Annotated in this window: 15 protein-coding genes and 1 tRNA gene; 14 read left to right on the top strand and 2 right to left on the bottom strand. The window is 68.5% G+C overall.

Annotated features, from left to right (window positions below; translation table 11 throughout):
* Positions 1-285 precede the first annotated feature (285 nt).
* The 3 genes from NBE95_RS02715 to dinB are packed head-to-tail and all read left to right on the top strand — an operon-like array spanning position 286 to position 3,829.
* Positions 286-2,025, top strand: coding sequence for an ABC transporter transmembrane domain-containing protein (locus NBE95_RS02715; protein ID WP_289894344.1), 1,740 nt, complete (start codon positions 286-288; stop codon positions 2,023-2,025).
* Positions 2,025-2,741, top strand: coding sequence for a folate-binding protein (locus NBE95_RS02710; RefSeq protein WP_289894343.1), 717 nt, complete (start codon positions 2,025-2,027; stop codon positions 2,739-2,741). Before NBE95_RS02715 ends, NBE95_RS02710 begins: the two co-directional genes overlap by 1 nt.
* Positions 2,738-3,829: a DNA polymerase IV gene (dinB, locus tag NBE95_RS02705; RefSeq protein WP_289894342.1), complete on the top strand. Its 1,092-nt coding sequence runs from the start codon at positions 2,738-2,740 to the stop codon at positions 3,827-3,829. The genes NBE95_RS02710 and dinB overlap by 4 nt, the downstream gene beginning before the upstream one ends.
* On the opposite strand, the gene NBE95_RS02700 is transcribed toward dinB, so the two are convergent.
* Positions 3,820-4,767, bottom strand: a complete 948-nt coding sequence (locus NBE95_RS02700) for a DUF533 domain-containing protein (protein ID WP_289894341.1) — start codon at positions 4,765-4,767, stop codon at positions 3,820-3,822. The two genes, dinB and NBE95_RS02700, sit on opposite strands and share 10 nt — an antisense overlap.
* A gap of 210 nt (positions 4,768-4,977) precedes the next feature.
* Between NBE95_RS02700 and tuf the strand changes: the two genes are divergently transcribed.
* From tuf to NBE95_RS02675, 5 genes are all read left to right on the top strand, one after another.
* On the top strand, positions 4,978-6,153 hold the full coding sequence (tuf, locus tag NBE95_RS02695; protein ID WP_289894319.1) for an elongation factor Tu: 1,176 nt from the start codon (positions 4,978-4,980) through the stop codon (positions 6,151-6,153).
* A gap of 271 nt (positions 6,154-6,424) precedes the next feature.
* Entirely contained in the window at positions 6,425-6,721 is a 297-nt protein-coding gene (locus tag NBE95_RS02690; protein ID WP_019352736.1) for a ribbon-helix-helix domain-containing protein, read from the top strand.
* A gap of 99 nt (positions 6,722-6,820) precedes the next feature.
* Entirely contained in the window at positions 6,821-7,216 is a 396-nt protein-coding gene (locus NBE95_RS02685) for a VOC family protein (protein WP_289894340.1), read from the top strand.
* 54 nt (positions 7,217-7,270) lie between these two features.
* Positions 7,271-7,792, top strand: coding sequence for a Twin-arginine translocation pathway signal (locus NBE95_RS02680; RefSeq protein ID WP_289894339.1), 522 nt, complete (start codon positions 7,271-7,273; stop codon positions 7,790-7,792).
* Between the two features lie 12 nt (positions 7,793-7,804).
* Positions 7,805-9,379, top strand: coding sequence for a GMC family oxidoreductase (locus NBE95_RS02675; RefSeq protein WP_289894338.1), 1,575 nt, complete (start codon positions 7,805-7,807; stop codon positions 9,377-9,379).
* Positions 9,380-9,417: 38 nt separating this feature from the next.
* On the opposite strand, the gene NBE95_RS02670 is transcribed toward NBE95_RS02675, so the two are convergent.
* Positions 9,418-9,738 (bottom strand): DUF2628 domain-containing protein, encoded by a 321-nt coding sequence (locus NBE95_RS02670; protein WP_289894337.1) that lies wholly within the window; start codon positions 9,736-9,738, stop codon positions 9,418-9,420.
* A gap of 132 nt (positions 9,739-9,870) precedes the next feature.
* Between NBE95_RS02670 and NBE95_RS02665 the strand changes: the two genes are divergently transcribed.
* From NBE95_RS02665 to NBE95_RS02640, 6 genes are all read left to right on the top strand, one after another.
* A complete protein-coding gene (locus NBE95_RS02665; protein WP_289894336.1) occupies positions 9,871-10,263 on the top strand; it encodes a VOC family protein in 393 nt (130 codons plus the stop codon).
* Positions 10,260-10,673 (top strand): GFA family protein, encoded by a 414-nt coding sequence (locus NBE95_RS02660; RefSeq protein WP_289894335.1) that lies wholly within the window; start codon positions 10,260-10,262, stop codon positions 10,671-10,673. Before NBE95_RS02665 ends, NBE95_RS02660 begins: the two co-directional genes overlap by 4 nt.
* A 201-nt stretch (positions 10,674-10,874) precedes the next feature.
* A complete protein-coding gene (locus tag NBE95_RS02655; protein WP_289894334.1) occupies positions 10,875-11,528 on the top strand; it encodes a CatB-related O-acetyltransferase in 654 nt (217 codons plus the stop codon).
* A gap of 57 nt (positions 11,529-11,585) precedes the next feature.
* Positions 11,586-13,427 (top strand): ABC transporter ATP-binding protein, encoded by a 1,842-nt coding sequence (locus NBE95_RS02650; RefSeq protein WP_289894333.1) that lies wholly within the window; start codon positions 11,586-11,588, stop codon positions 13,425-13,427.
* A gap of 48 nt (positions 13,428-13,475) precedes the next feature.
* Positions 13,476-13,551, top strand: a tRNA-Trp gene (locus tag NBE95_RS02645).
* A gap of 41 nt (positions 13,552-13,592) precedes the next feature.
* The gene (locus NBE95_RS02640) at positions 13,593-14,468 is read left to right on the top strand and encodes a hypothetical protein (RefSeq protein WP_289894332.1); all 876 of its coding nucleotides are present in this window, start codon (positions 13,593-13,595) and stop codon (positions 14,466-14,468) included.
* Positions 14,469-14,509: the final 41 nt, after the last annotated feature.

Here is a 14,509-nt window from a genome sequence, read left to right as displayed (position 1 = left end):
GGACGGCCCCCGCGCAAGGTCAACGGGGCGGCCAGGGTGCGCGAGCATGGGGGTCCGGGCAACGGGAAGGGCCGGGCCGGGGCCTGCCGCAGCGGCGCGGCGGGCATGCGCTTCGGGGCGGCGCAGCCGGGGTGCGTGGCGCGGGCAGAGTGGGTATTTGGGAAACGGTGAAGGCCGGGCGGTTGCGCGCAGGCGGCGGGCGGCCGGAACTGGCGGGAGCGCCCGCGGCTTGCCCCGGCGCGGCTTGCGCCTTATCCCTTGCCCTGACCGAGGACCGGGGACGCGATGGCGGACAGACTTCACAGCACGGCCAATCTGTTCGCCCGGATGTGGCGCGACTATCTTGGCCCCTATTGGGCGCGCATCCTGCTGGCGCTGGTCTTTCTGGTCGTCGAAGGTTCGACCCTGGGCCTGCTGAGCTGGATGCTGAAACCGCTGTTCGACCGCGTCTTCGTCGGCGGCGACACCGATGCGATCTGGTGGGTGGGCGGCACCATTTTCGCGCTGTTCCTGATCCGGGCCGCGACCTTTGTCATCAACCGCAGCCTGATGACCTCGGTCTCGCTGTCGGTCTCGACCCGGATGCAGACCGACCTGCTGTCCCATGTGATGACGCTGGACAGCCATTTCTTCCAGAAGAACCCGCCCGGCGCGATGATCGAGCGGGTGCAGGGCGATACCCAGGCGGTGCAGGGGGTCTGGACCACCTTCATCTCGGGCGCGGGGCGCGACATGGTTTCGCTGGTGGCGCTGTTCGGGGTGGCGGTGGCGGTGGACCCGTGGTGGACCATGACCGCGCTGATCGGCGCGCCGATCCTGATCCTGCCCACGGTGCTGGTGCAGCGCTACATCCGCCGCAAGGTGCGGCAGAACCGCGTCAATGCCAGCCAGCGCGCCACCAGGCTGGACGAGGTGCTGCACGGCATCAACGCCGTCAAGCTGAACCAGATGGAGGCGTACCAGACCGGCCGCTTCGCCCAGATCGTCAACCGCATCCGCCGGGCCGAGATCAAGATGTCCGGCATCGGCGCCACCGTGCCGGCGCTGGTCGATGTGGTCACCGGCATCGGCTTCGTCGGCGTGCTGGCGCTTGGCGGCGCCGAGGTCACCCGGGGCGAGCGCACGGTGGGCGACTTCATGTCCTTCTTCACCGCGCTGGCGCTGGCCTTCCAGCCCCTGCGGCGGCTGGGCGCGCTGGCCGGCACCTGGCAGGCGGCGGCGGCCTCGCTGGAGCGGATCTATGGCGTGCTGGACTTGCGGCCCACGATCACCTCGGGGTCGCGCAGGGCGCCGCCGCCCGACACCACCATCCGGCTGGAGGATGTGCGGCTGGCCTATGACAATCATCCCGTGCTGAACGGGCTGAGCTTCACGGCCGAGGCCGGCAGGACCACGGCGCTGGTCGGGCCGTCGGGGGCCGGCAAGTCCACGGTCTTCAACCTGCTGACGCGGATGATCGACTCGGCCTCGGGCCGGATCACGCTGGGCGGCGTGCCGCTGGCGGAATTCGACCTGGCCACGCTGCGCGAGCAGTTCTCGACCGTCAGCCAGGACGCGGCGCTGTTCGACGAGACGCTGCGCGAGAACATCCTGCTGGGCCATGCGCAGGACGACGCGGCGCTGCGCCGCGCCATCGTCGCCGCCCATGTCGCGGATTTCACCGATGCGCTGCCCCTGGGGCTGGACACGCCGGCCGGGCCGCGCGGCTCGGCCCTGTCGGGCGGCCAGCGCCAGCGCGTGGCCATCGCCCGCGCCGTGCTGCGCAACGCGCCGATCCTGCTTCTGGACGAGGCGACCAGCGCGCTGGACGCGCAAAGCGAGCGGCTGGTGCAGCAGGCGCTGGACGAGCTGTCCGCGGGGCGCACCACTCTGGTCATCGCGCACAGGCTTTCGACCGTGCGGCAGGCGGACAAGATCGTGGTGATGGACCAGGGCAGGGTTGTCGAAGAGGGCGATCACGACCAGCTTATGGCCCGGGGCGGCGCCTATGCGGCCCTGGTCAAACTGCAATTCGGAGAGACGTGATGCGGCGGATTCTGGCGGTCTCGGGTGAGGATCGGGTCGAGTTCCTGCAGGGGCTGGTGACCAACAAAGTCGGCCCGGTGCCCTGTTGGGCGGCGCTGCTGACACCGCAGGGCAAGTATCTGGCCGATTTCCTGGTGGTGCCGGATGGCGGGCGGTTGCTGGTCGATGTGGACGCGCGGCTGGCGGACGACCTGTTGCGGCGGTTGTCGATGTACAAGCTGCGGTCCCGGGTCGCGCTGGAGCCGACCGGCCTGACCGTCGCCCGCGGCACCGGCGAAAGGCCCGACGCCGCCATCGCCGATCCCCGGCACGAGGCGCTGGGCTGGCGGCTTTATGGCGGCGAAGGGGATGGCGGCACCGACTGGGATGCCATCCGGGTCGCGCATTGCATCCCCGAAACCCTGATCGAGCTGATCCCGAACGAGACCTTCATCCTGGAAGCCGGGTTCGAGCGCCTGCACGGCGTCGATTTCCGCAAGGGCTGCTATGTCGGGCAGGAGGTCACGGCGCGGATGAAGCACAAGACCGAGCTGCGCAAGGGGCTGGTGACGGTCGGGATCGAGGGTGCCGCCCCGGTCGGCACGCCGATCCTGATGCCGGGCGGGCGCGAGGCGGGCACGCTTTTCACCCAGTCCGGCGGCCGCGCCATCGCCCATATGCGCTTCGACCGCATGGGAGACGGGCTGGTGGCGGGGGACGCCCGCATCATCCCGTGACCGGCCCGGCCGGGGAGCGCGTCCGCCGCATCGTGCATGTGGACATGGACGCCTTCTATGCCTCGGTCGAGCAGCGCGACAATCCCGAGCTGCGCGGGCGTCCGGTCGCCGTGGGCGGCATCCAGCGCGGCGTGGTGGCGGCGGCCAGCTACGAGGCGCGGCGCTTCGGCGTGCGCTCGGCCATGCCCTCGATGCGGGCGATGCGGCTTTGCCCGGCCCTGATCTTCGTGAAGCCGCGCTTCGACGTCTATCGCGCCGTCAGCCAGCAGGTGCGCGCGATCTTTGCCGAATACACCCCGCTGGTCGAGCCGCTGTCGCTGGACGAGGCCTATCTGGACCTGACCGACCACCTGGACGGCCGCACCGCCACCCGCATCGCGCAGGAGATCCGGGCCCGCATCCTGCAGGCGACCGGGCTGACCGCCTCGGCCGGGGTCAGCTACAACAAGTTCCAGGCCAAGCTGGCCTCGGACCAGCGCAAGCCGGACGGGCTGTTCGTGATCCCGCCCGAGGCCGGGGCGGAGTTCGTGCAAAGCCTGCCCATCGGCCGCTTTCACGGCATCGGCCCGGCCACGGCGGCGCGAATGGAGGCGCATGGCATCCTGACCGGTGCCGACCTGGCCCGGCAGAGCCTGGAGTTCCTGACCGCGCGCTTCGGCAAGTCCGGCAGCTATTACTGGAACATCGCCCGCGGCATCGACCATCGCGAGGTCAAGCCGAACCGCATCCGCAAGAGCATCGGCGCCGAGAACACCTATTTCGAGGATCTGCGCGACCTGGCGGCGGCGTATCAGGCACTGGCGGAGCTGGCCGACAAGGTCTGGCGCCATGCCTCGAACGCGGGCCGCGCCGGGCGGACGGTGACGCTGAAGGTGAAATACGGCGATTTCCGCCAGATCACCCGCGCCCGCTCTCTGCCGCGCCCGGTGGAAAGCCGGGACAAGATGCTGGAGATGGCGCGCGACCTGCTGGCGCCGGTCTTTGCCGATCCGCACGGGGTGCGGCTGCTCGGCATCACACTGTCGGGGCTGGAGGAGGCGCGGCAGGACGGGCCGCCGCGCCAGCTGGGTCTGTTCGATCAGGCGTAAAGGTTGATCACGCCGACCTTCTGGTGGATGCCGTTCACCGTCTCCTTGTCGAGGCCAAGGCCCTGTGCCAGCGTGTGCAGGTATTCGGCTTCCTTGCGGTTGTCGAACTCGATCGCCATCAGCGACATCAGATAGACCTGCGGGCCGAAGCCCTGCGGCACCTCGCGGGCCAGGGCCGCGGCATCGACCGGGGCGGCCATCTGCTCGCGGATGAAGGCGCGCTCGTCGTCGTCCAGCTCGCCGAACTGGTCCATCAGCTTGGCCTTTTCGGCCTCGTCGATCTCGCCGTCGGATTTCGCGGCCTGGATCATCGCCTTCAGCATCAGCCCGGCCAGCGCGTTCTGTTCCGGTGTCGGCGCGGTGGCCGGCTCGTCGCCGGTGGCCAGCGCCTCGTTGAAAAGCTCGCCGAAGCTGGCGTCGTTCTGCGGCTGCGACCCCTTCTGCGCCAGCCCGCCCTGCGGCTGGCCCGGCTGGGGCTGGCCGGTGGTGGCCTGGCCGGCCTGCGCCTGGCCGCCGCGCCCGCCCAGCAGCTCGCCCAACATGCCGCCAAGCCCGCCGGCGGCCGCGCCGCCCAGGATCCCGCCGCGCCCGCCGCCCGATCCCGAGCCGCCACGGCTGCCGGTCAGCTGGTCGAGGATGCCGCCCAGCCCGCCCTGGGCGCTGCCGGCGCTGCGCGGCGAATGCGCGCCGCCATAGGCGCTGCCGCCGCCCGGGCGGCCGCCCAGCACCTGGCCCAGCATGTCGCCAAGCCCGCCCGAGCCGGTCGAGCGGCTGCCGGCGCCGCCGGTATTGTTGCCGAACAGGTCGCCCAGCAAGCCGCCGGATCCCTGTCCGGAGCCGCTGCGCGGCCGGTTCTGGGCGTTCTTCATCATGGTTCCGATGCCTTTGGCCAGCATGACGCCAGCCGCGACGCGGGCGAGGGATTTCATCAGGCTCATCTCGTTCCTCCGGATGCGTTGCGGGGCCGCCGGGCCGGGCAGCCTTGTCTGCGCGATTCCAACGCCTTCGCGGCGCTCCGGTTCCACGGTCACAGACGGCGCGGCAAAGGCCGGCGCGCCCTTGATTTTTCCCCGGCGCGATTATAAGTCGCGGCGGATGTTTCACGACGGGGGCTGTCGCGCGGGTGGCCCCCCCGATAGGAGGCCATGATGGCAAAGGCAAAGTTTGAACGGACGAAACCGCACGTCAACATCGGGACGATCGGTCACGTTGACCACGGCAAGACGACGCTGACGGCTGCGATCACCAAATATTACGGTGAATTCAAGGCCTATGACCAGATTGACGGGGCCCCCGAGGAGCGTGCGCGGGGCATCACGATCTCGACCGCGCATGTGGAATACGAGTCCGAGAACCGGCACTATGCGCACGTTGACTGCCCCGGCCACGCCGACTACGTGAAGAACATGATCACCGGCGCGGCGCAGATGGACGGCGCCATCCTGGTGGTGAACGCCGCCGACGGCCCGATGCCGCAGACGCGCGAGCACATCCTGCTGGGCCGCCAGGTCGGCATTCCCTACATGGTCGTCTACCTGAACAAGGTCGACCAGGTGGACGATCCGGAACTGCTGGAACTGGTCGAGATGGAAGTGCGCGAGCTTCTGTCGTCCTACGACTATCCCGGCGACGACATTCCGATCATCAAGGGCTCGGCCCTGGCGGCCCTGGAAGGCCGCGACAAGGAGATCGGCGAGGATTCGATCCGCGCGCTGATCGCCGCCGTGGACGAATACATCCCGACGCCCGAGCGCGCCGTGGACCAGCCGTTCCTGATGCCGATCGAGGACGTGTTCTCGATCTCGGGCCGCGGCACGGTTGTGACCGGCCGCGTCGAGCGCGGTGCGGTGAACGTGGGCGACGAGCTTGAGATCGTCGGCATCCGCGACACCCGCAAGACCACCTGCACCGGGGTCGAGATGTTCCGCAAGCTTCTGGACCGCGGGGAAGCCGGCGACAACATCGGCGCGCTGCTGCGCGGCATCGACCGCGACGGCGTCGAGCGCGGCCAGGTGCTGTGCAAGCCGGGTTCGGTGAAGCCGCATACCGAGTTCGAGGCCGAGGCCTATATCCTGACCAAGGAAGAGGGTGGCCGTCACACGCCGTTCTTCGCGAACTACCGTCCGCAGTTCTACTTCCGGACCACGGACGTGACCGGGACGGTGAAGCTGCCGGAAGGCACCGAGATGGTGATGCCGGGCGACAACCTGAAGTTCGAGGTGGAGCTGATCGCGCCGATCGCGATGGAAGAGAAGCTGCGCTTCGCGATCCGCGAGGGCGGCCGCACGGTCGGCGCCGGCGTGGTGTCGAAGATCCTGAAGTGATGCTGCGGGGCGGGGTTTCGGCCCCGCCCGGGCAAGACATCGTCGGGTGATCCCGGAGACGGGATATCGCGACGACGGAAAGGCCGCCCCCGGGGCGGCCTTTTGCTTTTGGCGGGCCATGGCTGGCAGGGCCATGGCGCCCGGGCACGGCCTTTTGCCCGTGCGACCGGTCCTTGCGGTCCGCCCGCCGGGCCGCCCGGGCCCTGCGCTGTTGACCCGGCCGCGGTTCCGACCCAAACTCGGGCAAAGCAGGAACGATTGCGATCAAGCCATGTGCCAGATCTTTGCCGGTCAGAACCCCGAACGCTATGAATCCGTCACCCGCCGGCTGCGGCTGAACGGGCAATCCACCTCGATCCGGCTGGAACGGGCCTTCTGGCGCATCCTCGACCAGATCGCCGCGCGCGAGGGCGTGTCGACCCCGGCCTTCATCTCGAAACTGCATGCCGAGGTGCTGGAGCGGCATGGCGAGGCGCGGAACTTCACCTCGCTGCTGCGCTGCGCCTGCACCATCCACCTGGGCGAGGAGCAGGGCCTCGACCCGGCCCAGGGCATCGCGGCCGAGTAAAGCGCCGCGCTTTCCGCGCTGTAGTAATCCGCTACTACCCGCGGCCTTCCCGACCGCCCTAATCTGGTCCCCAGGACGCAGATGCAACGGAGGGCGCGCGTGGCGAAATACATCCATTCCATGATCCGGGTGCTGGACGAGGCGCGTTCGGTCGCCTTCTACGAGCAGGTCTTCGGGCTGAAGGTCGCCGAGCGGCTGGATTTCCCGGACTTCACCCTGGTCTATCTGGCCAATGACGAAAGCCGGACCGAGCTGGAACTGACCATCAACAAGGGCCGTACCGAGCCCTATGACCTGGGTGACGGCTACGGCCATATCGCCTTTTCCGTCGACGACCTGGACGGGCTGCACGCGCGGCTGCAGGCCGGGGGCTTCGCGCCGCGCAAGCTGGTGGATTTCGCCCCGGGCGGCGAGGTGATCGCGCGGTTCTTCTTCATCGCGGACCCGGACGGATACCAGATCGAAGTGCTGCAGCGCGGAGGCCGCTACCTCTGACGCGACCGCGCGCCTTGGGAGGGGGCGCGCGCAACAAAACCCTGGGAGGAGAGAATGACGAGACTGAGCAAGCAAGGCCTGAGCCGGCGCCAGCTTCTGGGCCGGGCGCTGGCGGCGGGTGCGCTTTCGGTGGTGGGGGCCGGCTTCATCGCCGCGCCCGATGCCGCCTGGGCCATCGAGGTGACCTTGATCGCCGAGCAGGACATGGCGGTGCTGTTGCAAATGGCGCGCGACATCTATCCGCATGACCGGATCGGCGACCGCTTCTATGCCGTGGCGGTGAAATCCTACGACGCCGAGGACAAGAAGGCGATGGTGGCCGAAGGCATCGCGGCGCTGAACGCGGCGGCGAAGCAGGCGGGCTTCGCCAGCTACCTGGATGCCGGCTGGGAGGCGGATCGCGTCGCCATCCTGCGCAGCATCGAGAACACGCCCTTCTTCCAGTCCGTGCGCGGCGGGTTGGTGACGGGGCTCTACAATCAGAAAGAGATCTGGCCGCTGTTCGGCTATGAGGGCGAGTCCTTCTCGCAAGGCGGTTACATCGACCGCGGCTTCGACGACATCGACTGGCTGTGAGGGGGGCGCATCATGGCACAAGCGGCTAAATTCGATCTGAACGACGACGGCGTCGTGGTCATCGTCGGCACCGGCGCCGGCGGCGGGGTGCTGGCCAACGAACTGGCGCAGAAGGGCGTCAAGGTCGTGGCCCTGGAAGCCGGCGGGCGTTACCTGCCCGAGGATTACGTCAACGACGAATGGGAAAGCTTCGGCCAGCTCGCCTGGACCGACCCGCGCACCACCAGCGGCGACTGGCGGGTGGCGAAGGATTTTGCCGGCCTGCCGGCCTGGATCGTGAAGGCGGTCGGCGGCACCTCGATCCACTGGGCCGGGGCCAGCTTGCGCTTTCAGGAGCATGAGTGGAAGGCGCTCTCGACCTATGGCAAGGTCGAGGGGGCGACGCTGGCGGACTGGCCGATCGACGCGACCGAGATGGCGCCCTGGTATGACAAGGCCGAGGCCAAGCTGGGCGTGACCGGGGTCGGCGATCGCCCGCGCCTGCCGGGCAACAGCAATTACAAGGTGCTGGAAAAGGGCGCCCGGGCGCTTGGCTACCAGGACGTCCATACCGGCAACATGGCGATCAACAGCGTCGACTATGACGAGCGGATGTCCTGCCAGCAGACCGGTTTCTGCTTCCAGGGTTGCAAATGGGGGGCGAAATGGTCCGCCGCCTATACCGACATCCCGCGCGGCGAGGCGACCGGCAATCTCGAGGTGCGCGACCACGCTCAGGCGGCGCGCATCCTGCACGACGACCGGGGCCGCGTCACCGGCGTCGAATATTTCGACAAGGACGGCAATCTGCAGATGCAGAAGGCGCGGCTGGTCTGCGTCGCCGGCAACAGTTTCGAGAGTCCGCGACTGCTGCTCAATTCGGCCAGCGCCATGTTCCCGGACGGGTTGGCGAACCGCTCGGGGCAGGTGGGGCGGAACTACATGCGCCACACCACCGGCTCGGTCTACGGCATCTTCGAAAAGCCGGTGCGGATGTGGCGCGGCACCACCATGGCCGGGATCGTGCGCGACGAGGCGCGGCACGACCCCTCGCGCGGCTTCGTCGGCGGCTACGAGCTGGAGACGCTGAGCCTGGGTCTGCCTTTCATGGCGGCCTTTCTTGATCCCGGTGCCTGGGGGCGCGAGTTCACCACGGCGCTGGATGCCTACGAGAACATGGCCGGTCTGTGGATCGTGGGCGAGGACATGCCGCAGGCCGAGAATCGCGTCACCCTGTCCGAGACCAAGGACCAGTTCGGCCTGGCCGTGGCGAACGTCAATTTCTCGGACCATCCGAACGACATCGCCATGCGCGCCCATGCCTATGCCCGGGGCCAGGCGATCTACAAGGCCGTCGGCGCCACCCGGACGCTGCCCACGCCGCCCTATCCCTCGACCCACAACCTGGGCACCAACCGCATGTCGGACCGGCCCGAGGACGGGGTGGTGAACAAATGGGGGCAAAGCCACGACGTTCCGAACCTTTTCGTCTCGGACGGCAGCCAGTTCACCACCGGCGCGGCGGAAAACCCGACGCTGACCATCGTGGCGCTGGCGATCCGGCAGGCCGACCACCTGGCGCGCGAAATGGCGGCGGGGGCTCTCTGAGCCAAGCGCCATGGCCGCCGCCGCGCGGCCATGGCCGGTCAGCGCCCCTGGCGCAGCCTGTCCAGCAGCAGCATCTTCTCGGCCTGCCTGTTCGCCCTTTCCCGCCAGGCGGGATAGGCCAGGAAGGGCGCGACGATGAAACCGATCACCAGGAAATTCAGCGCCAGCACGACGACCGCCCGTCCCCAGAAGCCGTGCACCGCGAAATAGATCGGGCCGAACAGGAAGGCCCAGAGCCAGCTGAGCCCGGTGGATTCGTCGAAACTGCCGGAAAGGACCGAGGCTTCGGCCCGGCTGGCCTCGACCTCGGCGCGCAGCCGGTCCACACGGTTGATCGGCGGGGGGTCGGAAATCGACATGGTCATGGTCCTGCGTTTGAACTGCCGCGAATCCCTAACAGGCCGAAATTAAGGAAAGGTTGATCCGGCCAGGAAGCTGACATGATCTGTCAGCAGGGATCGCCGATCATCGCCGGGAAAAGGAGAGGAAAGATGATCGACCATATCGGAATTCCTGTTTCGGACCTGCCCCGCGCGCGCGCCTTCTACGACCGGGCTTTGGCGCCTCTGGGCGTCGGCCTGTTGATGGAGGTGACCGAGGAGGTGACCGGCGGCCACGGCGCGCATCTGGGCTATGGCCGCGAGGGCAAGCCGTTCTTCTGGATCGGCAGCGGCCGGCCTGCGGGCCCGGGCGCCCATGTCGCCTTTGCCGCGCCCGACCGGGCGACCGTGGACGCCTTCCATGCCGCCGCGCTGGCGGCGGGCGGGCGCGACAACGGCGCGCCGGGGCTGCGGCCGGAATATCATCCGGGCTATTACGGCGCCTTCATCCTCGACCCCGACGGCAACAATATCGAGGCCGTCCATCACGGAGACCAGGCATGACCCTTTATCACGGTTCCTGCTTCTGCGGCGCCGTCCGCTTCGAGGCCGAGGGCGACCTGTCGCAAGGCACCATGCGCTGCAATTGCAGCTTCTGCCGCAAGATGCGCTACTGGGAGATGCGCCTGCCCGATCCCGAACGGTTCCGCATCACCCATGGCGCCGAGATGCTGGCCGAAACCCCGCGCCGGCAGCAGGACGGCGTCGACATGCACCACATGTTCTGCGGCCGCTGCGGCACCCGCCTCTGGACCGAGGGCGACCTGGAGGTGATGGGCGGGCGCTTCGTCCAGGTCTGTGTCAGCGCGCTCGACGGCGTGCCCGAGGCCGAACTGATCGCCGCCCCGGTGTTCTATGCCGACGGCGCGCATGACGCCTGGTGGAACCCGGCGCCCGAGACCCGGCACCTGTAAGCCCCCCTTGACGCCGGCAAGGGCCGAAAGCGCTTTCGCCGTTTTCCAAATACCCCGGGGGGGGCCCCGCAGGGGCGGGGGCAGAGCCCCCGGTTGCCTCGGCGGTGAAATCCGGCTATGGTGGCCGCCGCAGCAGAGGGGAACGGTGTCATGGACAACTCGCAGATCTGACCTTTCACGGACGGATTGAAGAGGATTCCCATGACGGCTGACTTCCTTGATGCGGCGTCGCCCCATCCCATGCGCTTTCCCGATGGCACCCCGAACCGGGGGCTGGTGCATCTGAACCGGGTGATCGACCATCCGAATATCGAGATCGGCGATTTCACCTATGCCAGCAGCTTCGACCCGCCCGAGGACTGGGCGGCGCGGCTTGCGCCCTATACCTATGCCGGCGCGCCCGAGCGGCTGGTGATCGGGCGGTTCTGCCAGATCGCCGACCGGGTGCGGATCGTCACCGCCTCGGCCAATCACCCGATGGCCGGGGTCTCGACTTACCCCTTCGCCATCTTCGACCATGCGCGGGTGGGCGATTACATCGACCAGATCAGCGGATTGCCGGATACGGTGATCGGCCACGATGTCTGGATCGGCGACGGCGCCACCATCCTGCCCGGCGCGCGCATCGGCAGCGGCGTCATCATCGGCGCCGGCGCGGTGGTGGGGGGCGGGGTGCCGGATTACGCGGTGGTCGCGGGCAATCCGGCCGGTGTCATAAGGATGCGCTTCGACGATGCCACCATCGCCCGGCTCATGGCGTTGCAATGGTGGCACTGGCCGCCGGCGCGGATTGCCCGCGCCACCGCCGCGCTGGCCCGTGCCGACGTCGCGGCGCTTGAGGAACTGGCCGCCTGAGGCGGTCCGACGAAACGAACCGGGCAAGGACCCGGATTGATGCGAATGAGGTCCGACATGTTCAGCTGGTTCGAACGCCGGCTTGATCCCTATCCCGCCGATCCGCCGCGCATGCCGCCGCAGGGTTTGTGGCGGTTCATCCTGCATTTCTCGCGCGGGGCCGAGGGCTACATGCTGTCCATGGCCGCCTGTTCGGCCCTGATCGCCGTGGCCGAGGTGGTGCTGTTCGGCTATCTGGGCGAGCTGGTGAACCGGCTGGCCGGGGCCGACCGCGCGAATTTCTGGGCGGCCGAGGGCAACCGGCTGATCCTGATGGGCGCGATCCTGGTGATCGGCCTGCCGCTGCTGCAGGTGTTGTTCTCGCTTCTGATGCACCAGACGCTGATGGGCAATTTCCCGCAGCGTATCCGCTGGCAGGCGCATCGCTACCTGCTGCGCCAGTCGATGAGCTATTTCCAGGACGAATTCGCCGGCCGCATCGCCACCAAGCTGATGCAGACCGCGCTGGCGGTGCGCGAAGTGGCGATGAAGTTCATGGACGTGCTGGTCTATGTCGGGGTGTATTTCATCGGCGCGATGGTGCTGGCGGCCTCGACCGATGGCTGGCTGGCATTGCCCTTTGCCGGCTGGGGCATTTTCTACGGCCTGCTGCTGTGGTGGCTGATCCCGCGCATAGGCCGCATCAGCGAGGCGCAGGCCGATGCCCGCGCGGTGATGACCGGCCGGGTGGTGGACAGCTATACCAACATCTCGACCGTGAAGCTGTTCTCGCATTCCTCGCGCGAGGAGGCTTACGTGCGCGAGAGCATGGACGGGTTCCTGCAGACCGTGCATGGGCAGATGCGACTGGCCTCGATCCAGAACATCCTGCTCTCGACCCTGAACTCGCTGCTGGCCTTTTCCGTGACGGTGCTGGGCCTGTGGCTCTGGGTCGGCGGCAAGATCGAGGTCGGTGCGGTCGCCGTGGCCATCCCGCTGGCGCTGCGGCTGGGCAACATGTCGCACTGGATCATGTGGGAATTCGCCGGTCTCTTCGAGAATATCGGCACGGTGCGCGACGGCATCGGCTCGCTGTCCTTGCCGCGCATGGTGACGGATGCGCGCGGCGCCCGGCCGCTTGCGGTGCCCGAGGGGCGGGTGCAGTTCGACCACGTCACCTTCCGCTATGGCGAGGTGGCGCGGCCCGGTCGCGGCGCGGTGCTGGACGACCTGTCGCTGACCATCGCGCCGGGCGAGCGGATCGGGCTGGTCGGTCGCTCGGGGGCCGGCAAGTCGACGCTGGTGAACCTGATGCTGCGCTTTCACGACCTGGAAGCGGGCGGCATCCTGATCGACGGCCAGAACATCGCGCAGGTCACGCAGGAGAGCCTGCGCGCCGCCATCGGTGTGGTGACGCAGGACACTTCGCTGCTGCACCGCTCGATTCGCGACAATATCGCCTATGGCCGCCCGGACGCCTCGGAGGCCGAGATCCTGCGCGCCGCCGAACTGGCCGAGGCGGATTTCATCGCCGGCCTGACCGATTCGCAGGGCCGGCGCGGGCTTGGCGCCCATGTCGGCGAGCGCGGCGTGAAGCTGTCGGGCGGCCAACGCCAGCGCATCGCCATCGCGCGGGTGCTGTTGAAGGACGCGCCGATCCTGGTGCTGGACGAGGCGACGAGCGCCCTGGACAGCGAGGTCGAGGCGGCGATCCAGTCGCAGCTCGACATGTTGATGCAGGGCAAGACGGTGATCGCCATCGCGCACCGGCTTTCCACCATCGCCCGCATGGACCGGCTGGTGGTGATGGAGCAGGGCCGCATCGTCGAGCAGGGCACGCATGAGACGCTGCTGGCGCAGGGCGGCATCTATGCCGGGCTTTGGGCGCGGCAATCGGGCGGTTTTCTGGAGGCGGAATGATTCCCTCTTGAACCGGCGGCGCCTCTGCCGTAATCAGACGCGCGGCTTAGGGGTTTAGCTCAGTTGGTAGAGCATCGGTCTCCAAAACCGAGGGTCGTGGGTTCGAGTCCCCCAACCCCTGCCAGCCGCTTCCGCCCGATGTCCGCGCCCTGACCAGAAGTTTTCATGGCTCTGAGCATACATCTGGGGGCGCACAAGACCGCCTCGACCCATTTGCAATATTCCCTGCGCCAGGTGCAGGACCAGCTGCGCGATGCCGGGCTGTTCTATGCCGATCCGGCGCTGCTGCGCACGCCGCCGCTGGGGCTGGCCGAGATCCTGGCCGCCGGCGCCGGCTGCCCCGGCGAGGCCGGTTTTCGCGCCGCCTGGCAAGCGCAATGCCGGGGTTGCCCGGATGTGCTGATCTCCGAGGAGAACATCCTGGGCGGCACAAATCGCAACAAGATCGTTTCGCGGCGGGGGGTGCTGCATCCCTTTGCCGCGCGCCGCCTGCATCAGGTGATCGCGCTGGCCGGCGGCGGCCCGGCGGTGTTGTATCTGTCGATCCGCGACCCGGCCAGCTTCAATCTCTCGGCCTTCGCGCTGCAGGTCGGACTGGGCAAGGAGACCGAGATTGCCGACTGGCTGCGCGGCCGCGACCCGGCCCGGCTGGGCTGGCTTGGCCTGGTCAAGCGCCTGGCGGCGCTGGAAGGGGTCGCGCGGCTGGTGGTCTGGCGTTACGAGGATTACGCCGCGCTGCGCGCGCAGCTGCTGGACCGTCTGCTGCCGCCGGGCATGGCCGGGCAGGTGCCGGATCCGCCGCCGGCCAATGAAAGCCTGACCCAGCCGGGCTATGAGTGGTTCCTACAACGCGCCATGGCCGATAGCGAGGCCGACCTGCGGGTGCTGGCGCAGCGCGCCAGGCGGCGGTTCCGCCGGGCCGACGGCCACGGCCCGCTGCGCCTGCTGGACGAGGCCGACCATGCCCGCTCGGCCGAGAACTACGCGCGCGAGATCGCGGCGATCCGCAAGTTGCCGCGGGTCGAGTTCGTCGCACCCTGAGCGCCGGGCCAGATCCGCGCTTGAAAAGCCGGCTTGCAGAG

Origin of the sequence: Paracoccus sp. TOH (genome assembly GCF_030388245.1) — a bacterium.
GTDB lineage: Bacteria > Pseudomonadota > Alphaproteobacteria > Rhodobacterales > Rhodobacteraceae > Paracoccus > Paracoccus simplex.
This window is presented reverse-complemented; position numbering and strand designations above follow the sequence as displayed.